Raw genomic sequence first — 18,448 nt, 5'->3', positions numbered from 1 at the left:
GCCCCGCGCAGCGGCCTTCACCCCCCGACCGCCGCCGCCACCGCCGCGTCGATCGCCCCGTACAGCTCCGAGCGCAGCCCGAGCCGGCTGGCCCGGATCTCGACGGCTTCGGCGACGGCGGGCTGGGCGTAGCGGTCCACCGACTCGCGGATGCCGTGGACGAGCGGGGCGCCGGCCTGGCCGAGTTCGCCGCCGATGACGATGGCGGCGGGGTTGAGGCAGTTGACCAGGTCGGCGAGGACGCGGCCGATGGTGCGGCCGGCTTCGCCGATGACGCGGGCGGCGGCCGGGATGTCGGCGAGCCGGTCGAGCGGCGGGAGGTCGACGTGTTCGCCGGGGCGGGCGCCTGGGGCGAGGACGTGGGCCAGGCGGCGGCGGACCTCGACGATGGAGGCGACGGACTCCAGGCAGCCGCGGTTGCCGCAGCGGCACCAGGTGCCGGTGTCGGGGAGCTGGATGTGGCCGATCTCGCCGGAGATGCCGCTGGCGCCGCGGTAGATGCGTCCGTCGAGCAGGAGTCCGGCGCCGATGCCGGTGGAGGCCTTGACGTAGACGAGGTCGTTGACGGTGCCGCCGGTGCCGTGGGCGCGTTCCCCGCGGGCGCCCATCTCGGCGTCGTTGCCGACCGTGACGGGCCGGTCGAAGACCCGGCCGAGTTCGGCGGCGGGGTCCATGCCGATCCACTGGGAGAGGGTGGAGGGGGCGCGGACCACGTTGGTGCGGGTGTCGAGGGCGCCGGGGATGCCGGCGGCGATGGCGGTGATCTCGTCGAGGCGGTGTCCGGCGGCGTCGAGGGCCTGGCGGGCGAGCGTCCCGGCGGCTTCGAGGACTTCGCGCGGGTGGTTGTCGACGTCGAGGTGGGCGGCGGCTTCGCCGAGGACGGTGCCGGAGGTGTCGGCGACGGCGGCGGTGACGTGGGTGTGGCCGAAGTCGAAGGCGAGCACCAGGGCGTGGGCGCGGCGCAGGGTGACGGCGGCGGCGCGGCGGCCGCGGCCGGCGGTCGTCGCCGCGGTGGCGGTGGTCTCGCTGACGAGCCCTTCGTCGAGCAGGTCGGTGACGGCGCTGCTGACGGCGGAGCGGGAGAGCCCGGTGAGCCGGCTGATCTCGGTGCGGCTGAGCGTGCCGTGCTCGCCGAGGACGGCGAGCAGGGCGGCCCGGGTGCGCAGGCGGCGGGCCGAGGGGGCCGGGGCGGCGGGGGCTGTCATGCACGGAACGGTAGCGGACTCGCCGACCATTTTCACCGTTGAACGGATTATTTGACATTCTGCTCGTCCTCTTGACGGACGAATTGGCCTATACCTATGGTCTAGGGCAGCAGTAGTACCTCATGTGCCGGTACGAGGACGCGCCGGGAGAGGAAGGCCGATGAACGCCACCCAGAGCCGTCATCGCTGGTGCGTCGAGATTCCGCACGCCAACGAGATCCGCTCCGGCCGCCACCTGTTCATCGTGGACGCCGCCGCCGAGGAGGACGCCCGCCGCGAGGCGATCGAGCGCGCCGAGTCGGCCGAGGCCCGCCGCCACCGCCGCGACGCCGACCTGGACCTGGCCCAGGTCACCGTGGTCCACCTGGGACTGCTCCGCACGCACTGATCCCCCGCCGGCCACCGGGCCCACGGGGGATCTCGCCGCTCGGAGGCGCTACGCCCGCCCGGCCGACTTCTGGGTCCGCCGCGCCAGCGAGTCGATCACCACGGCGGCCAGCAGCACCGCACCGGTGATCATGAACTGGATCGCGTTGCTCAGGCCCTGGATGTTCATCCCGGACTGGATCGAGCCGATCACCAGCGCACCGAGCAGCGCCGACCAGGTCGACCCCCGCCCGCCGAACAGGCTGGTGCCGCCGATGACGGCCGCCGCGATGGCGTTCATCAGCAGGTTGCCGCCGCCGGAGGTCTGCGAGGCCGACTGGATCTGCGCGGCCAGGAACAGGCCGCCGATCGCCGCCATGGTGGAACAGATCATGAACACCGTGATCCGCACCAACGAGACGTTGATGCCGGCCCGCCGGGCGCCCTCGATGTTCCCGCCCAGCGCGAACACCTTCCGCCCGTACGGGGTGCGGCGCAGCACGAACTCCAGCACCACCACGAAGACCACGAACACCAGCAGCGCCAGCGGCAGCCCCTTGTACTGGTTGAGCGTCCAGGCCACCAGGAACCCGACCACGGCCAGCGCCGCGCTGCGCACCAGGATGTCGGTGAGCGTCCGGTACGGGACCCCGGCCGCCTTGCGCCGCCGGGTGTCCAGCAGCGAGGAGCCGAGGAAGAGCACCACGCCGGCCGCCGCCAGTCCGTAGGCGGCGATCTGCTGCCCGTAGATGGTGGAGTACAGCCGGGAGACGATGTCCTTGCCGGACAGGTTGACGGTGCCGCTGGCGCCCAGGATCTGCAGCATCAGGCCGTTCCAGCCGAGGTTGCCGGCCAGGGTGACGACGAACGCCGGGACGCCGACCTTGGCGAAGAACAGGCCCTGCACCAGGCCGACCACCGCGCCGCCGACCAGCGCGGACAGCAGCGCCACCCACTGGTTGACGCCGTGGGTGACGTTCATGACCGCGAAGATCGCCGCGCACAGGCCGCTGACCGAGCCGACCGACAGGTCGATCTCGCCGAGCAGCAGCACGAACACCACGCCGAGCGCGATCATGCCGGTGCCGACGATCTGCTGGGAGAGGTTGGAGAGGTTCTGCGCGGACAGGAAGCTGCTGTTCAGCGAGCCGAACACGGCCCAGATGACGATCAGCGCGACCACCACCGGGGCCGAGCCGAGCTCGCCGCTGGTCAGCCGCCGCTTGAACTCGATCAGGTAGCCCTTGAGGCCCTCCTGCCGGACGATCAGCCGCGGGTCGACGGCCGGGGTGGCCTCCGCGGCGACCGGCACGGGCGCGTTGACGCCGCCGGTCGGCATGGAGTCCTCGGGCAGCGGCCGGTGCTCGGGCTCCGGGGTGTTCCCGCTCATCGCTCGCCTCCCTCACCGCGGGCCTGCCGGCGGGTCACGGCGTTGTCCGTGGCACCGGTGATGGCCGAGATGATCTGCTCCTGGTTGGTGGAGTGCTTGTCGAAGACCCCGTTGTTGCGGCCCAGCCGCAGCACCGCGACGGTGTCCGCGACCGCCATCACGTCGGCCATGTTGTGGCTGATCAGGATCACCCCGAGGCGCTGGTCGCGCAGCCGCTCGACCAGGTCGAGGACCTGCGCGGTCTGCTCGACGCCGAGCGCGGCGGTCGGTTCGTCCAGGATCACGACCTTGGGCGAGCCGATCAGCGCCCGGGCGATCGCCACCACCTGGCGCTGGCCGCCGGAGAGCGAGGCGATCGGGATCCGCACGCTGGGGATCCGGATGGAGAGGGTGTCCAGCAGCTGCCGGGAGCGCTTCTCCATGGCGACCTCGTCCAGGACCAGCCCGAACTGCTTGATCTCCCGGCCGAGGAACAGGTTGCCGACCACGTCCAGGTTGTCGCACAGCGCGAGGTCCTGGTAGACGGTGGCGATGCCCAGGTGCTGGGCGTCCTGCGGCCGGTGGATGGACACCGGCCGGCCCTCCCACTCGATGACCCCCTCGTCCGGCTGGTTGACCCCGGCGATGGTCTTCACCAGGGTCGACTTGCCGGCGCCGTTGTCGCCGACCAGCGCGACCACCTCGCCGGCCCGCACCTCCAGCTCGATGCCGGTGAGCGCCTGGACGGCGCCGAACCGCTTCGAGATGCCCCGCAGTGCCAGTACGGTCTCACCCGCCACCGCGACCACCTCCTCTCCGGTGGAAGGCGGTCACTGGATCCCGGCGGCCTGGCAGGCCGCGGCGTAGTCGGGGGTGCAGATCTGCTGCGCGGTGTACAGGCCGTCGGCGATCACGGTGGACTTGATGTTGTCCTTGGTGAGCACGGTCGGGGCGATCAGCAGCGAGTCGACCTTGGTGCCGCTGCCGTTGGTCGAGGTGGTGGGCTTCAGCGAGGCGCCCAGGCTCTGGCCCTGGGCCAGCTGCACCGCCATCTCGCCGGCCGCGTCCGCCTCCGGCTTGTACGGCTTGTAGATCGACATCGTCTGCGTCCCCGCCAGGATCCGCTGCACCGCGTCGAGCTGGGCGTCCTGGCCGGTCAGCGGGACGCTCAGGTTGGCCGCCTTGAGGGCGGTGGCGATGCCGGCCGCCATGCCGTCGTTGGCGGAGTAGACGCCGACCACGTTCGGGGCGCCGATCGCGGTGATCGCGGCGGCGGCCTCCTGGTTGGCGGTGTTCGGGTCCCACTGCGGGGTGTCGTACTCCTTGCCGATCTTCAGCTTGCCGTCGATCGCGCTGTGCGCGCCGGCCTTGAAGTCGGCCGCGTTCGGGTCGGTCGGCGATCCGTTGATCATGATGATCTGGCCGCTGGACGCCTTGTCGCCGACGGCCTTGACCAGCGCCTCGCCCTGCAGTTCGCCGACCTTGTGGTTGTCGAAGGAGACGTACGCGTCCACCGGGCCCTGGGCGAGCCGGTCGTAGGCGATCACCTTGACGCCCGCGTCGTGCGCCTTCTGCACCGAGGACTGGATCGCCTTGGAGTCGACCGCGTCCAGGATCAGCACCTGGTCGCCCTTGGTCAGCGCGGTGTCCACCTGGGTCTGCTGCTGCGTCGCGTCCTGGTTGGCGTTGTAGTAGTCGATCTGCGCGTTCGGCGCCAGCGACTTGATCTTCGCCTCGATCAGCGGGCGGTCGAACTGCTCGTACCTGGTGGTCTTGGACTCCGGCAGCAGCAGGCCGATCTTCACCGCCTGGTTCGCGCTGCCGGAGGAGCCCGAGGAGCCGGACGACTGCTTGGCACTGCCGCAGGCGGCCAGGCCCGCGGCGAGCGAGGCCGCGGTGGCCGCGACGGCGATCCGACGGAGACCGGTGTGCATGATGCCCTCTTCCTGTGGATGGCGCCCCCGTCACCGAGTGTGAGAACGCTCGGCCGCCGCCACGATCGGGGCTGGGCCGAGCGGGTGGCGGCGCCCCGTCCGGCCGGTCCGCCGGGGACCGGGCGAGGACGGGTGTGACTTCACCCGTCCGGGTTTGTATGCTTCGCTCGACTTCTACAGCCTTGTAGAAGTTCGGTCGACGGCAACGGGTGAGGGGGCGTCATGTCCGCGCGCAGGGCGAGGACCAGCCACGGCAGCACGCGCGGCCGCGGCCACCGGGTGCGGCGGATCGCGCTGTGGACCACCGCGGGCACCGTCTCGCTGACCGTGCTGGCCGGCGGGCTGCTGTACTACCGGCTCAACGGCAACCTGAGCACCTTCGGCAGCGACGGCCTCAGCAAGGAGCGCCCGGCCGCCGCCAGTGCCGACGCCGAGGGCCGCACCCCCGTCAACCTGCTGCTGATCGGCTCCGACTCCCGCGCGGGCGGCAACAAGGACCTCGGCGGCGGCCAGGACGGCGGCGCCCGCTCGGACACCGCGATCCTGCTGCACGTCTACGCCGACCACAAGCACGCCGTCGGGGTGTCCATCCCGCGCGACTCGCTGGTCGAGGTCCCGCCCTGCATGCTGCCGAACAAGACCTGGACCAAGGACCAGCCCAGCGCCATGTTCAACAGCGCCTTCTCGGTCGGCGACACCGACCAGGGCAACCCGGCCTGCACCCAGAACACCGTGGAGAAGCTCACCGGGCTGCGCATCGACCACACCATGGTGGTCAACTTCCAGGGCTTCGCCGACATGACCACCGCGGTCGGCGGCGTCGACGTCTGCCTGCCCAAGGCCGTCTACGAGGGCGACCTCGACCCCAACCTCGGGCACCGCGGCAAGGAACTGTTCAAGCAGGGCCACCAGACCATCTCCGGCCAGGCCGCGCTCGACTACGTCCGGATCCGGCACGGCCTCGGCGACGGCTCCGACATCGGCCGCACCAAGCGCCAGCAGGCCTTCCTCTCCTCGCTGATCAAGCAGGTCAAGGCGAAGGGCATGGACCCCACCACGCTGCTGCCGCTGGCCGACGCCGCCACCAAGGCGCTCACCGTGGACGAGGGCCTCGGCTCGGCCGGCAAGCTGGTCGACTTCGCCATGTCGCTCAAGAACCTCGACCTGCACGACATCAAGTTCCTCACCGTGCCCTGGCGCTACCAGGGCGAACGGGTCGCCCTGGTGCACCCCGACGCCGACCAGCTGTGGGCCGCGCTGAAGGCCGACCGCACCCTGGACGGGCAGGACACCGCCCCGAGCCCCGCCGCCGCCGACCCGAGCCCCGCCGCGCCCACCACCACCGCGCCCGCCGAGGTCGACGGCGCCGGCGTCCGGGTCGCCGTCTACAACGGCACCGAGACCGCCGGGCTGACCACCCGGGCCGCCCAGGCCCTGGAGGAGTCCGGGTTCACCGTCACCGGCCGGGCCAACGCCTCCTCCCGCACCCACCGCAGCACCCTGGTCGAGTACGGGGCCGGCGAGAAGGCCAAGGCCGAGAAGGTCGCCGCGCTCTTCCCCGGCGCCGTCCTGCAGGCCGGCGGCCAGGCTGGCGTCTCCCTCACCCTGGGCGCCGACTACGCCGCCGGCGGCGGCACCACCGCCGCCCCGCCGGTGCCCACCGGCCCGCTGCCCACCAGCGTCAGCCAGGCCCGCTCCGCCGACGAGGACGCCTGCGCCGACCTCACCTACGGCTGAAGCCCGCGACCGCACCCGCGCACCCGCACCGACCCCGCCCGCGCCGACCGCCGGGCACTCCACCACTCACGGGGGACAGCGGCGATGGACCCGCACACCGGCAGCGGCCCCACCCAGCAGGACCGGGCCGACTTCGAGTACGCCCTGGGCCGGGCCCTGGCCGACCCGGCGGTGCGCGCCGCGCTGGCCGACGACCCCCGGCGGACCACCCGGCTGCGCACCCTGGCCCGGCAGCACTCCGCCCGGATCCTGGCCGCCGCCGAACCCGAGTACCTGGCCTACCGGCGGCTCCGGGACACCGTCCCCGCACCGCCCGCCCGGACCGCCGACCGGCGCGAGCGGCTCACCGGCTGGCTGGGCGCGCTGGCCCTGGTCGTGCCGATCGTCAGCGGCAGCGCCGCCGCCGTGTTCTTCCTGCTCGGCGCCGTCCTCGACCTGTCCCGCCCGCACGCCGGACCGGCCGGGGAACTGCGCGCCGCCGCCTGGACCACCGTCGCCGTCGCGGTGGCCGGCGCGCTGGCCGGGCTGCTCGGTCTGCTGCTCACCGCCGCCTGGCGGCGCACCGACCCGGCCGGCGACCCGCAGCACGAGCAGCAGGTCGCGGCCGCCCGCACCGCCTGGCGCAGCACCCTGCTGGAACGCGGCCTGCTGCCGTTCCTGCTCGCCGGCCCGGACGACGGGCCCGGGCGCGCCGGCGGCTGAACCCGGCTCCCGCGGACCGCCGTTGACGAGCGGTCAGCCGGAGGACGGGAGCAGTCGGCCGAGCAGCCGGCGGCCGTCGGGCCAGTCGCCGAGGCCGGAGGCGGCGTTGATGTGGCCGAGCCGGCCGGCCTCGACGAGTTCGGCGCCGAGCGCGGCGGCGGTGGCCCGGGCGTGGTCGAGGGTGGCGTAGGGGTCGTCGGCGCTGGCCACCACGAGGGTGCGGAAGGGCAGCGGCGCGGGGCGCGGACGGTGGTAGCCGGTGGCCCCGGCGGGGAAGGCGGGGCCGTGCGGGTCGGGGGCGGCGACCAGCAGCGCGCCGACGACGTCCGGGTCGGCGTGGTCGGCGGCCCACTCCACCAGGGTGCTGCAGCCGAGGCTGTGGGCGACGACCAGCTTGGGTCCCGGGGTGCGCCGCAGGGCGGCGTCCAGGTCGGCGACCCAGGCGTCGCGCTCCGGGTCGTCCCAGGAGTCGTGCTCGACCCAGACGGCGCGCGGGTCGGCGGCGTGCCAGCGGTACTGCCAGTGCCCGGGACCGGAGTTGCCGATTCCCGCGAGGTGCACGTACGTGACGGATTCCATGGAGACCTCGTGCTCGGCCGCCCGGGGGCGGTCCGGGGGGCGGCCCCCGGATCCGCGGCGGGAGGGGTGGATCGTGTGTCCGCACCTTAACGGCAGGTTGCGCGGCGTGGCGCTCTCCGGCCGGTACCGGCCGGACCGCATGATGGCGCACTTCTTGACGCCGCGTCGGAAAAACCCCGGAACTCGCGCGTTGCTCCCCCGCCTGGGGCCCGCCCTGTGATAAATGGCCCGGTGGGAGGCGGTGAGCCGGCCGCGGGGGCCGGGTCGGACCGGGTACTGACGATCGATCAGGGCGCTGACCTGCGGTTCCAACTCCCCTTGTCCACCCCGGTGCAGACGCATCTTCACGCCGATGTGGACGATCGTTCACCTGTTCGCCCGATGATACGATCATCCCGCTTGGGGGAGCGGCGGGTTCACCCTGCGATGACGGGGATTCAGCAGTCGGCCGCCAGTCGCCTGAAGAGAGTCTTATGACGAAATACACAGCGAACCCATTGCTCTGGGTTCTCTTCCTCGTCCTGGCCGCCGCGATCCTCATCGTGGTCCGCCAGCGCAAGGCAGCCGCGGCACTCCGACAGGAGATCGACGGGCTCCGGGAGCACTACACCGACCTGGAACACCACTATACGCAGTCGGTCGCCTCCGCTCAGGAACAAGCGGACGAAGCAACCAAAACGGTATTGAAGTCCGCCATGCGGACGCTCCAGGGCCTCGCGGCGGAACAGCAGTTGATCCTCTCCCGGCTGCAGGTCAAGTACGGCGAGTCGGTGATCCTGCAGGACCTCCTGGAGGTCGACCACACCAACTCCCAGTTCGGCCGCCGCGCCCAGTCCATCGCCGTCCTGTGCGGCGGCTGGCTCGGCCGCCACCGCGACGTCGCCTCGGTGTACGACGTGGTGCGCTCCGCGCAGGGCCGCATCCGCCACTACCGCCGGGTGGAGATCCTCTCCCAGGTGGACTTCGGCATCTCCAGCCGCGCGGTGGAGCCGGTCGCCCTGGCGCTGGCCGAGCTGTTCGACAACGCGACCTCGTACTCCAGCCCCGACACCGTGGTGGAGGTCAACATCCGCACCGTGCCCAAGGGCGTGGTGGTCGTGGTGGACGACGCCGGCGTCGGCATGAACGACGAGGAACGGGCCCGCGCGGAACGGCTGCTGACCACCGACCGGGTCGCCGGCGTCGGCGGACTCGGCAACCCGCCGCAGTTCGGCCTCGCGGTGATCGGCGTGCTCTCCGAGCGCTTCGGCTTCGAGGTCTCGGTGGACTCCTCCTCCCCGTACGGCGGTGTCCGCTCGGTGCTGCTGCTGCCGCACGAGCTGCTCACCAACATGCCGGAACGGCGCCCCCAGCAGCCCGCCCCCGGCCCCGCCCAGCCCCAGGCACCCGTCCAGGGCCAGGCGCCCGTACCCGTCGCCCGACCGGCGGCGCAGCCGGTCCCGCTGCCCGCCGCCGCAGTCCCTCCCGCGGCGATCGAGTCGTTCGGCTCCACCGACGACGGCCTGCCCATCCGCCGCCGCAAGCGGCCGATGGCGATCGTCCCGACGGCCGAATCCGCCCCCTACGGCGCGCCCGCAGCGCCCGCCGCCCCCGCGTCCCGCTCCGGGGCGCAGACCGCGGCGATGCTGGGGGCTTTCCAGCGCGGCACCAGGTCCGGTCGCGCCACCCAGCGGGACGACGCGAACCAGACGACCAGCACCCGCGGTGCAAGCAGTGAAGGGCATGAGTTCTCGTGAACGACGATCTGTCTTGGATGCTCGACAGCGCGCTGGAGATCCCCGGGGCCCTGCACGCGGTCCTGATCTCCGCCGACGGCCTGCTGATGGCCCGCACCAGGGACATCGACAAGGACAACGCCGACCGGGTGGCCGCCGCGATGAGCGGCGTGCAGTCGCTCAGCCGCTCGCTCGGCTTCTTCTGCGACAACCCGACGCAGCGCTGGCAGCAGACCCTGGTCGAGTTCGACGGCGGCTGGGTGTTCCTGATCTCCGCCGGTGACGGCGCCTACCTGGGCGTCTCCGCGCTGCCGGACGTCGACATGCAGGACATCACCTTCCGGATGCAGCAACTCGTGGGCCAGCTCGGCAAGTTCCTCGCCGCGCCGCCCCGCGAGGACCTGGGGGTCCGCCGGTGAGGGGCAGCGGCGAGGACTTCGAGTTCGAGCCCGTGGACTTAGTCCGCGCCTACATCATCACCAAGGGGCGGGAGCTGCCCGACGAGCAGCAGCTGTCCCTGATCACCCTGGTCACCGCCACCCCGGAGGAAGGGCGCCGCCCCACCCGGCTCACCCCGGAGGAGCAGCGCCTGCTGGACATCTGCTCGGCCGGCTACCTCTCGGTCGCCGAGGTGGCGGGTCACACCCGGCTCCCGCTGGGCGTGGTCCGCATCGTCCTGGCCGCGCTCACCGAGAGCGGCCACCTGATGACCCGTCCGCCGGTCCCGAGGGCCCGGAACGCCGACAAGGACCTTCTGGAGGAGGTGCTCAATGGGCTTCACCGCAAGTTCGGATGACCGGGGCGGGCTGACCACCGACGACTACGTCGCCGGAGGTGCCACCCAGACCGCCGTGAAGATCCTGGTCGTCGGGCACTTCGCCGTCGGCAAGACCACCTTCATCGGCTCGATCTCCGAGATCGAACCGCTGTCCACCGAAGAGACCATGACCCAGGCCGCCGAGGCCGTCGACGACCTCAAGGGCGTCCGGGGCAAGACCACCACCACGGTCGCCCTGGACTTCGGCCGCCTCACCATCAGCGAACGCGTGGTGCTCTACCTGTTCGGTACCCCCGGGCAGACCCGCTTCGTCCAGATGTGGGAGGACATGGCCCGCGGCGCCCTCGGCGCGCTGATCCTGGTCGACCCCGAACGGCTCGCCGACTCCTTCCCCGTCATCGACCTGATCGAGCAGTACGGGCTGGACTACGCCATCGCCGTCAACCACTTCGACGGAAACCCGGAGCGCGCCGAGCGGGCGCTGCGGGAGGCCCTCGACCTGCTCGACGAAACCCCGGTCGTCACCTGCGACGCGCGCAACGAGAAATCGTCGGCCGCCGCACTCACCACTCTCGTCCGCTATTTGCTGGACCGCGCCAGCTAGGAGCAACACGCAGCCATGGACGCTCAGTCTTCCGCCCCGGTACCCCCGCCCGGGTGCCCGGCCCACGGCGGCCGAGTGCCGCTGTACGGACCGGAGTTCGCCGCCGACCCGCAGTCGTACTACGACTACCTCCGGCACTACGGCCCGACCGCCCCGGTCGAGCTCTCCCCCGGGGTGAACGCCACCCTGGTCACCGAGTACTCGGCCGCCCTGCAGCTGCTGCAGGACCCCACCTCCTACCGTCGTGACTCCCGCCGCTGGCGGGAGTTCAACGAGGGCCGGATCCCGATGGACAGCCCGGTGCTGCCGCTGCTGGTGCACCGCTCGAACGCGCTGTTCTCGGACGGCGCCGAGCACCTGCGGCTGCGTCAGGCCATCACCGACAGCATGGCCCGGGTCGACCAGCGCCGGCTGGCCCGCAGCACCCGGCAGGTCTCCGACTTCCTGCTCGCCCAGTTCGGCTACCGCGGCTCCGCGGACCTGCTGAGCACCTACGCCAAGCAGCTGCCGCTGTTCGTCTTCAACGAGCTGTTCGGCTGCCCCGCCGACATCGGCGACCGGGTGATGTTCGGCATCTCCGGCATGTTCGACGGCGTGAACGCCGAGCAGTCCGCCCAGGTGCTGTTCGGCGCGGTCGGCGAGCTGGTCGCGCTCAAGCGCAGCCGTCCCGGCGAGGACGTCGCCTCCTGGCTGCTGCAGCACCACGCCAAGCTCACCGACGAGGAGATGGTCCACCAGCTCTCGCTGCTGCTGGGCGCCGGCGTCGAACCGCTCGGCAACCTGCTCGGCAACACCCTGCACCGGCTGCTCACCCACGACGCCTACGCGCACCAGGGCGGTCTGATCGACGAGGCGATCGACGACACCCTGTGGGAGAACCCGCCGATCTCCAACCTCGGCCCGCACTACCCCGCCTCCGACGGGGAGTTCGCCGGCGAGAAGGTCCAGGCCGGCGACCTGCTGCTGGTCAGCTACGCGGCCGCCAACAGCAGCCCGATCCTGGCCGCCGAGCGCCGCGCCAGCAGCCGGGCCCACCTGGCCTGGAGCGCCGGACCGCACGCCTGCCCGTCCAAGGACCCGGCCCGGCAGATCGCCATGACCGCGCTGGAGAACCTGTTCAACAAGCTGCCGGACATCGAACTCGCCGTCCCGGAGCAGATGTTGAGCTGGCGCCCCGGCCCGTTCAACCGCGCGCTGGTCTCGCTGCCCGTCCGGTTCACCCCGAGCGAGTCGGCCCAGCGCCCGCAGCCCGCCGAGGCCGCCAAGCCGGTCCAGCCCGCACAACCCGCCGGAAAGGGTGGACGTTGGAGCCAGTTCCTCAACTGGTTGTCCAAGTGACCTTCACAACACTTGTCTCCCCGTCATTACGGCATGAACCCTGAAAAACCCGGGTAATCAGCGCGAATGCCCGCGCCATATGCCATGGCGCCGATGACCGGAGAACAGGAGGGTGTCGTGGACCACATATCCCAAGACGCCGCCGAGACCCGCAGCCCGTTCCTCCCCGGGCCCACCGCTCCCGGCGGCCGCCCTCTCCGCACCGACGTCCCCCGGCCACTCGGCCGGGGGACAGCTCTGTTGCCGCCCAGACCGTCCGGACGCACCGTCGGCGGCCACACGGCCCGTCAACTCCTCGACCTGTGCGCACTGGTGGGTCTGGACGCGAGCGACTCCGCCGCCTACGCCCGCGCCCTGACCGACGCGCTCGGCCCGGTGGTGCACCGCCCGCTCGACCTGCCGCCCGCCGTCCGGACCTTCCTCTCCGACGACCACACCCCCGTCGAGTTCTCGCTCTCGCTGTCCGCCGGCACCACCCCCTCGCTGCGGATCCTGCTCGAACCGGCCAGCGGCTTCGGCACCCTGGGCGAGAGCGGCCGGCTCGCCCTGCGCGCGGTGCACGAACTGGCCCGCCGCTGGGACATCGCCACCGACCAACTCGACCTGATCCAGGACCTCTTCCTCCCCGACGACCCGCAGGGGAGCTTCGCGCTCTGGATCGCCCTGGAGCTGTCCCCCGGCGGCGTCCCCCGGATGAAGGCCTACCTCAACCCCTCCGCGTCCGGCCCCGACCGGGCCGGGGCCACCGTGCGCGAGGCCCTGCGCCGGCTCGGCCACCACCGGGCGTACGACAGCCTCCCGCCCGCCGACCGGCTGGTCTTCCTCGCCCTCGACCTCGGCGACTGGGACACCCCCCGGCTGAAGCTGTACACCGCCCACCACGAGCTGCGGGCCTCCACCGTCAGCACGCTCAACCGGATGGCCGGCGGCCCCTCGCCCGCCGAGACCGAAGCCTTCCTGCACACCGCCTCCGGGCTGCCGGACGGCCGCGACGGCGTCTTCGACCGCCGCCCCGTGCTCACCTGCCACGCCTTCACCGACCCGGCGGCGGACCACCCCAGCGGCTTCACCCTGCACGTCCCGGTCCGCGACTACGCCCGCGACGACCGCGAGGTGCTGGGCCGCGCCGATACCCTGCTGACCCGGTACGGGATCGACCCCGCCGTGCTCCGCGACTCGTTGGGCGCCCTCACCCCGCGACGGCTCGAGGACGGCGTCGGCCTGATCGCCTACCTGGCCATGGTCCACCAGGAGGGGCGCGCCGCCCGGCTGACCGCCTACCTCTCCTCCGAGGCGTACCAGGTCCGCCCGCCCGGCGGACGGCCGAGCGGACCGCGGCCGGTGCGCTGACCCGCCGCACCGCCGCTCCCCGCCGTCCGCCGACGGCCGCAGCTGCCGGAGGAAACCCCGTGACCCCCTGTATCACGGGCATCCCGAGGAACCCTCCGCTGCGGCCCAGGTGCTACGCCTCCGCCAGCTGGCGCAGGTAGCCGTTCACGTCGACCTGGACCGAGGCCCCCGCCGACAGCCCGTACCGGCGGCCGATGCCCTCCAGGTAGCCGTCGATCTCCTTGCCCATCACGTCGGCGCCCGGCAGCATCGACTCGCCGGTCACCAGCCGCACCACCCAGCGCGCCTGCGCCTCCACCAGCCGGGTGATCGAGCCCACCGGGCGGACCAGGCCCAGGAAGTACAGCCCCGGCCGCTCCGGGTCCACCACCCGCCGGTACAGCCGCACCGGGCCCCGCCCGCCCGCCGGGTGGTCCGCCGGCAGGAACGGCATCGTCCAGCCGAAGCCGGTGCAGAACACCAGCGCGTCCGCCTCCTCGGCGCTCCCGTCCGTGAAGCGGACCGTGGACCCGGACAGCTCCGCGATGCCCGGACGCGGCCGGACCGCGCCGTGCCGGATCCGCTGCAGGATCTCGTCCGAGACCGTCACCGGCGACTGGAAGATCCGGTTCGGCGGCTCCGGCAGGCCGTACTCGGTCAGCGGGCCGCGGGCCACCCGCAGCGCCTCCTCGATGAACTCCTGCTGCTCCGGCAGCGACTTGGAGCTGAACCAGGGCGCCACCGCGATCATGTCCACCGACATGCCGAACAGCTGCTTGGGCACCACGTGCTGGCCGTTGCGCACCGAGAGCACGGTGCGCTCCGCGTGCCGCGACACGTCCGCCGCGATGTCCACCGCCGACGCCCCCAGGCCCACCACGACCACCCGCTGCCCGGCGAACTCGGCGCCGTCCACGTAGTCCATCGAGTGCAGCACCCGGCCGGTGAACGTCTCCGCCCCCGCCGGCAGCGGGTTCGGCAGCAGCGGCACGTCGTGGTGCCCCGACGCCACCACCACCTGGTCGAAGGTCCGGCTGCTCTCCACCCCCCGCGCGTCCCGGCTCACCACCGTCCATACGCCGTGCGGGTCCTGACGTATCGACACCACCTCGGTGCGGAACTCGACGTACGGCAGCAGCCCCGCCCGCTCGGCGAACTCCCGCAGGTACACCGCCATGTCCCGGTGGCTCGGGTACAGCGGCATCTCCTCCCCCATCGGGAAGGACTCGAAGCCGGTCAGCTGCTTCGCGCTGTTCAGGTGCAGCGCCCGGTACGCCGGCCCCGGCTCCCCCGCCGACGGCCGCCGCCAGATCCCGCCCACCCCGGGCGACTTCTCCAGGCAGACGAAGTCCAGCCCGCGCTCGCGCAGCGCGTACGCCGCCGCCAGCCCCGACAGCCCCGCCCCGATCACACAGACACCCACCGCGACCTCCAGGAATCGCTCAGCCGTTAACTCGCCGCTCCCCGAACAATCTTGACCCTCCAGCATAAGCAGCCCCCCGCACCACCCCCGAGGCCCACGAGCCCCACCGCCCGCACCCACCGCCCGCACCTGCCGCCCGCACCCGGAAACGACGAGAGCCCCCGGGCCGGTGGCCTGGGGGCTCTCTGCGGAGCGGGCGACGAGAATCGAACTCGCGCTCTAAGCTTGGGAAGCTCATGTTCTACCATTAAACTACGCCCGCAGCTGACGGACCGTCGGTGACGGCCCGATCAAGGACCACTGTACCCCATGGCGCCGGGCGGTGAGCGCAGGGTTTCCGCGGCGGCGAGCCTGGGCGGAGGGTGTCCGGTAGATCCCCTAATGTGACGCTGTCGGCGGAAGTGTGGGAAGGGGACCGATGGAGCAGCGCACCGTGGTTCGTTGTGCCGAGGGGCACGTGTTCAGTACGGCGGCGTTTCCGATGCAGCACTTGCAGGAGGGCCGGCTGGGCCCGGGGCGGCTGTTGCGGTGCCCCCGGTGCGGGCGGTTGCGGAGCTCGGTGCCGGCGGACGTCTCGGAGCTGTCGGCGGACGAGCTGGCCCGCGGGCTGCGGCTGGTGGCGGCGGAGTCGCTGGCGTAGCGGGCGGGCCGGAGCGGTCCACGGGGCGGGCGCTTTTGGGCGCCCGCCCCGCGGCACGTACCCTCGGGGGCGTGCTGCTCTCCGACAACGACATCCGTGCCGAGATCGACAAGGGGCGGGTCGTGATCGACCCGTTCGAGCCGTCGATGGTCCAGCCGTCGAGTATCGACGTCCGACTGGACCGCTTCTTCCGGGTCTTCGAGAACCACCGCTACCCGCACATCGACCCCTCCGAGGAGCAGCCCGACCTGACCCGGCTGGTCGAGCCGGAGAACGACGACGCGTTCATCCTGCACCCGGGCGAGTTCGTGCTGGCCTCCACCTACGAGGTGATCACGCTGCCGGACGACGTCGCCTCCCGGCTGGAGGGCAAGTCCAGCCTGGGCCGGCTCGGCCTGCTGACGCACTCGACGGCGGGCTTCATCGACCCGGGCTTCAGCGGTCACGTGACGCTTGAGCTGTCGAACGTGGCGACGCTGCCGATCAAGCTGTACCCGGGGATGAAGATCGGGCAGCTGTGCCTGTTCCGGCTGTCCTCCCCGGCCGAGCACCCGTACGGCTCGGAGCGCTACGGCTCGCGCTACCAGGGCCAGCGCGGCCCGACGCCGTCCCGCTCGTACCTGAACTTCCACCGCACCGAGGTCTGACCGGGGCGCACGCGGCGAGGGCCGGTCCCGTCCACCGGGGCCGGCCCTCGCCGCGTGCGCGCGCTCAGGCGCGGGCGGGGGTGGTGACGGCGACGAGTTCGGTGCCGTCCGCGGAGAGGGTCAGCTCGGTGCGCAGGGCGGTGAGCCGGCCGAGGCGGTGCAGGTGGGTACCGCCGCAGGCGATGGCGGCGGGGCCCTCGGGGAGCTCGGCGTGCCAGCGGCGGCGGGCGGTGAGCTCGGGGCCGGGGGTGTCGATGCCGATCGGGGCGTCGGCGGCGACCCAGGCGGCCAGCCGGGCGTTGACGTCCGCGGTGAGGGCGGGGAGGGCGTCGGCGAGCGCCGGGAGGGCGTCGGTGGCGTCGACGGTGAAGCCCTTCTTCTTCAGCGACTTGCCGATCCGGTAGGTGTCGGTGCTGGCGGTGGTGTCCATCACCGAGCTGTCCATGGCGAGGCTGTCGAAGTCGGGGTGGCCGAGGGCGTCGGCGCGGCCCGGGTCCTTGCGCCAGCGGTCGGCGAGCGCGCCGTTCAGGGCGAGGGCCAGCAGGTGGCAGCCGGTGTGCGCGGCCGACAGGCCGGCCCGGCGCTCGGCGTCGACGGCGAGCGCCGCGGTGCGCCCGACCGCCTCGGGCCCGAGCGCGCCGCCCGGCAGCACGTGCAGCACCAGCCAGGACCACTCCTCGTCGCCGCGCCGGACCGGGATGTCGGCGCCGACCGCGAACTCGCCGCCGGGCCCGGCCGCGCCGGTCAGGCAGTCGACCACGGGGTGGACGGTGCCGTCGACGGCGAGGGTGCCGAGGTCGGCGGGCTGGTCGGGCCAGGTGTGGTCGACCGGGTGGAACGGGGTCGCCGCGGTGACCACCGCGGTGCGGCCGTCCGGCAGGTCGTGCACGGCGAGGACCGGCGACTCGCCGGTCACCTCCCCGGCCGGAAAGCTGACGTGGGTGGTGGGCAGGCTCATGCGCGGGCTCCGGACGGGAAGTGAGGGTGGGCCGAACACCCCACCCTACAAAGCCGGACGGCCGCTCCGGTCAGCCCAGGGTGGGCAGTTTGATCAGCACCAGCAGCGCCAGCAGCTGCACCGCGGCGGCTCCGGCCGCCTTGCCCCAGGGCAGGTCGTGGATCCGCCGCACCATGACGGTCAGCAGCACCGCGCAGCCCACCCAGGTCGCCCAGCCGACCGCCTGCACCACGGGGTTGCCGATCGGCAGGAAGAGCGCGAGCAGCAGCCGCGGGGCGTCGGTGGTCCAGCTGATCAGCGCGGCCAGGCCGACCGTGGACTGCCAGGGGCCGTCGCCGCCGAACTGCCGGGCCAGCACGTAGGTGACCGCGGAGAGCACCCCGCCGGCCAGCGTGAAGCCGAGCGCGGCGCCGCCGATCGCCCACAGGGCGACCGCGAAGGCGGAGTGCACCACCTGGTCGTAGGTGGCGTCGAGGGCGAACACCGCGAGCACGCCGTACAGCAGCGACACGCACAGCGCGGGCAGCCACACCTGGTGGTCGCGCATCCGGTCGAAGGTGGCGCTCGGGCTGCGGTACATCCCGACCAGCAGCTGCCGCCAGGGCAGCCGGGGCCCGCCCGCGTGCGGCGCGGCCTGGCCGCCGGCCCGGTAGACCGCCACGTTGTCGGCCGGCCCGGGGGCCTGGCCGTAGCCGTCCTGGCCGTACCCGTCGTCGTAGCCGTACCCGTAGCCGTCCTGGCCGCCGTACGGGTACGCCGGCTGGTCGCCGTACGGGGCTCCGCCGTACGGGGCCTCGCCGTAGGGCTGCTCGCCGACCGCGAAGGCCCTGGTGTGGCCGGGCTGGTCGCCCGGGCCGACCGGGCCGGGGTGCGGGGCGGTGAAGTACTCGGGGACCCCGGTGGGCGCGCCCGGGTACGGGTCGCCCTGCGGGGCGCCCCAGCCGTGCCGGGGGTCGGCGCCCCGTCCGTCGTCGTGTCGATTGCCAGCCACGTCTCGACGGTACCCGCAACGGCTGACCCCCCGTCGGGTGATCATGGCGGCGGGGCCGGATTGCAGCCGTCCTGTGACGGTGCGCCCCGGCCCCGCCGAAGGCCGTGCGAAGTGGTGCGGGAGGTCAGCCGAC

General features: G+C 72.9%; 18 protein-coding genes and 1 tRNA gene. 10 read left to right on the top strand and 9 right to left on the bottom strand.

All coding sequences use genetic code 11. The features are described 5' to 3' along the window. Positions 1-17: 17 nt before the first annotated feature. Positions 18-1,205, bottom strand: coding sequence for an ROK family transcriptional regulator (locus tag EDD39_RS07365; RefSeq protein WP_162869964.1), 1,188 nt, complete (start codon positions 1,203-1,205; stop codon positions 18-20). 160 nt (positions 1,206-1,365) lie between these two features. Between EDD39_RS07365 and EDD39_RS07360 the strand changes: the two genes are divergently transcribed. Continuing rightward, positions 1,366-1,593 (top strand): hypothetical protein, encoded by a 228-nt coding sequence (locus EDD39_RS07360; protein WP_030457509.1) that lies wholly within the window; start codon positions 1,366-1,368, stop codon positions 1,591-1,593. Positions 1,594-1,641: 48 nt separating this feature from the next. Here the strand turns inward: EDD39_RS07360 and EDD39_RS07355 are convergent, their stop codons facing one another. Genes EDD39_RS07355 through EDD39_RS07345 form a run of 3 tightly spaced genes read right to left on the bottom strand, consistent with a single transcriptional unit; the run spans position 1,642 to position 4,874 of the window. Next, positions 1,642-2,910, bottom strand: a complete 1,269-nt coding sequence (locus tag EDD39_RS07355) for a sugar ABC transporter permease (RefSeq protein ID WP_123560202.1) — start codon at positions 2,908-2,910, stop codon at positions 1,642-1,644. 47 nt (positions 2,911-2,957) lie between these two features. Continuing rightward, the gene (locus EDD39_RS07350) at positions 2,958-3,740 is read right to left on the bottom strand and encodes an ATP-binding cassette domain-containing protein (protein WP_369794874.1); all 783 of its coding nucleotides are present in this window, start codon (positions 3,738-3,740) and stop codon (positions 2,958-2,960) included. Positions 3,741-3,770: 30 nt separating this feature from the next. Beyond that, positions 3,771-4,874, bottom strand: coding sequence for a sugar ABC transporter substrate-binding protein (locus EDD39_RS07345; RefSeq protein WP_123554151.1), 1,104 nt, complete (start codon positions 4,872-4,874; stop codon positions 3,771-3,773). 222 nt (positions 4,875-5,096) lie between these two features. On the opposite strand from EDD39_RS07345, the gene EDD39_RS07340 reads away from it, so the two are divergent. Both EDD39_RS07340 and EDD39_RS07335 read left to right on the top strand, forming a co-directional pair. Further along, positions 5,097-6,611, top strand: a complete 1,515-nt coding sequence (locus EDD39_RS07340) for an LCP family protein (protein ID WP_123554149.1) — start codon at positions 5,097-5,099, stop codon at positions 6,609-6,611. 84 nt (positions 6,612-6,695) lie between these two features. Further along, complete coding sequence (locus EDD39_RS07335) at positions 6,696-7,313, top strand: hypothetical protein (RefSeq protein ID WP_123554146.1); 618 nt, start codon at positions 6,696-6,698, stop codon at positions 7,311-7,313. A gap of 33 nt (positions 7,314-7,346) precedes the next feature. Here EDD39_RS07335 and EDD39_RS07330 read toward each other — a convergent pair whose 3' ends face one another. Beyond that, the gene (locus tag EDD39_RS07330; RefSeq protein WP_123554144.1) at positions 7,347-7,892 is read right to left on the bottom strand and encodes an RBBP9/YdeN family alpha/beta hydrolase; all 546 of its coding nucleotides are present in this window, start codon (positions 7,890-7,892) and stop codon (positions 7,347-7,349) included. A 473-nt stretch (positions 7,893-8,365) separates the two neighbouring features. On the opposite strand from EDD39_RS07330, the gene EDD39_RS07325 reads away from it, so the two are divergent. From EDD39_RS07325 to EDD39_RS07300, 6 genes are all read left to right on the top strand, one after another. After that, positions 8,366-9,628 carry an ATP-binding protein gene (locus tag EDD39_RS07325; RefSeq protein WP_123554142.1) on the top strand — a complete coding sequence of 421 codons (1,263 nt, stop codon included), beginning with the start codon at positions 8,366-8,368 and terminating at the stop codon, positions 9,626-9,628. Beyond that, positions 9,625-10,026 carry a roadblock/LC7 domain-containing protein gene (locus tag EDD39_RS07320; RefSeq protein ID WP_030457517.1) on the top strand — a complete coding sequence of 134 codons (402 nt, stop codon included), beginning with the start codon at positions 9,625-9,627 and terminating at the stop codon, positions 10,024-10,026. The genes EDD39_RS07325 and EDD39_RS07320 overlap by 4 nt, the downstream gene beginning before the upstream one ends. Beyond that, positions 10,023-10,403, top strand: a complete 381-nt coding sequence (locus EDD39_RS07315; protein WP_030457518.1) for a DUF742 domain-containing protein — start codon at positions 10,023-10,025, stop codon at positions 10,401-10,403. Before EDD39_RS07320 ends, EDD39_RS07315 begins: the two co-directional genes overlap by 4 nt. Further along, the gene (locus EDD39_RS07310; RefSeq protein ID WP_030457519.1) at positions 10,378-10,989 is read left to right on the top strand and encodes a GTP-binding protein; all 612 of its coding nucleotides are present in this window, start codon (positions 10,378-10,380) and stop codon (positions 10,987-10,989) included. The genes EDD39_RS07315 and EDD39_RS07310 overlap by 26 nt, the downstream gene beginning before the upstream one ends. Positions 10,990-11,004: 15 nt before the next feature. Further along, on the top strand, positions 11,005-12,327 hold the full coding sequence (locus EDD39_RS07305; protein ID WP_123554140.1) for a cytochrome P450: 1,323 nt from the start codon (positions 11,005-11,007) through the stop codon (positions 12,325-12,327). Between the two features lie 240 nt (positions 12,328-12,567). Further along, complete coding sequence (locus tag EDD39_RS07300) at positions 12,568-13,677, top strand: tryptophan dimethylallyltransferase family protein (protein WP_244256631.1); 1,110 nt, start codon at positions 12,568-12,570, stop codon at positions 13,675-13,677. A gap of 112 nt (positions 13,678-13,789) precedes the next feature. Here EDD39_RS07300 and EDD39_RS07295 read toward each other — a convergent pair whose 3' ends face one another. Beyond that, positions 13,790-15,079: a flavin-containing monooxygenase gene (locus tag EDD39_RS07295; protein WP_123554137.1), complete on the bottom strand. Its 1,290-nt coding sequence runs from the start codon at positions 15,077-15,079 to the stop codon at positions 13,790-13,792. Positions 15,080-15,270: 191 nt separating this feature from the next. Further along, a tRNA-Gly gene (locus tag EDD39_RS07290) sits at positions 15,271-15,341 on the bottom strand. Between the two features lie 449 nt (positions 15,342-15,790). Here EDD39_RS07290 and dcd point away from each other — a divergent pair. Beyond that, positions 15,791-16,366: a dCTP deaminase gene (dcd, locus tag EDD39_RS07280; RefSeq protein ID WP_030457523.1), complete on the top strand. Its 576-nt coding sequence runs from the start codon at positions 15,791-15,793 to the stop codon at positions 16,364-16,366. Between the two features lie 64 nt (positions 16,367-16,430). On the opposite strand, the gene EDD39_RS07275 is transcribed toward dcd, so the two are convergent. After that, a complete protein-coding gene (locus EDD39_RS07275; RefSeq protein WP_123554135.1) occupies positions 16,431-17,324 on the bottom strand; it encodes an alanyl-tRNA editing protein in 894 nt (297 codons plus the stop codon). Between the two features lie 70 nt (positions 17,325-17,394). Further along, positions 17,395-18,315, bottom strand: a complete 921-nt coding sequence (locus EDD39_RS07270) for a Yip1 family protein (RefSeq protein WP_244256630.1) — start codon at positions 18,313-18,315, stop codon at positions 17,395-17,397. Positions 18,316-18,448: the final 133 nt, after the last annotated feature.

The sequence above is a fragment of the Kitasatospora cineracea genome, from assembly GCF_003751605.1.
GTDB classification, from domain to species: domain Bacteria; phylum Actinomycetota; class Actinomycetes; order Streptomycetales; family Streptomycetaceae; genus Kitasatospora; species Kitasatospora cineracea.
Note: the sequence above shows the minus strand (reverse complement) of the source record. Positions and strands in the feature narration are given on the sequence as shown.

Bases quoted from the DNA above. Each gene is read 5' to 3' on its own strand.
- EDD39_RS07365 (WP_162869964.1), bottom strand. From the start codon at position 1,205: ATGACAGCCCCCGCCGCCCCGGCCCCCTCGGCCCGCCGCCTGCGCACC.
- EDD39_RS07275 (WP_123554135.1), bottom strand. From the start codon at position 17,324: ATGAGCCTGCCCACCACCCACGTCAGCTTTCCGGCCGGGGAGGTGACC.
- EDD39_RS07335 (WP_123554146.1), top strand. From the start codon at position 6,696: ATGGACCCGCACACCGGCAGCGGCCCCACCCAGCAGGACCGGGCCGAC.
- EDD39_RS07310 (WP_030457519.1), top strand. From the start codon at position 10,378: ATGGGCTTCACCGCAAGTTCGGATGACCGGGGCGGGCTGACCACCGAC.
- EDD39_RS07340 (WP_123554149.1), top strand. From the start codon at position 5,097: ATGTCCGCGCGCAGGGCGAGGACCAGCCACGGCAGCACGCGCGGCCGC.
- EDD39_RS07360 (WP_030457509.1), top strand. From the start codon at position 1,366: ATGAACGCCACCCAGAGCCGTCATCGCTGGTGCGTCGAGATTCCGCAC.
- EDD39_RS07330 (WP_123554144.1), bottom strand. From the start codon at position 7,892: ATGGAATCCGTCACGTACGTGCACCTCGCGGGAATCGGCAACTCCGGT.
- EDD39_RS07355 (WP_123560202.1), bottom strand. From the start codon at position 2,910: ATGCCGACCGGCGGCGTCAACGCGCCCGTGCCGGTCGCCGCGGAGGCC.
- EDD39_RS07305 (WP_123554140.1), top strand. From the start codon at position 11,005: ATGGACGCTCAGTCTTCCGCCCCGGTACCCCCGCCCGGGTGCCCGGCC.
- EDD39_RS07325 (WP_123554142.1), top strand. From the start codon at position 8,366: ATGACGAAATACACAGCGAACCCATTGCTCTGGGTTCTCTTCCTCGTC.
- EDD39_RS07345 (WP_123554151.1), bottom strand. From the start codon at position 4,874: ATGCACACCGGTCTCCGTCGGATCGCCGTCGCGGCCACCGCGGCCTCG.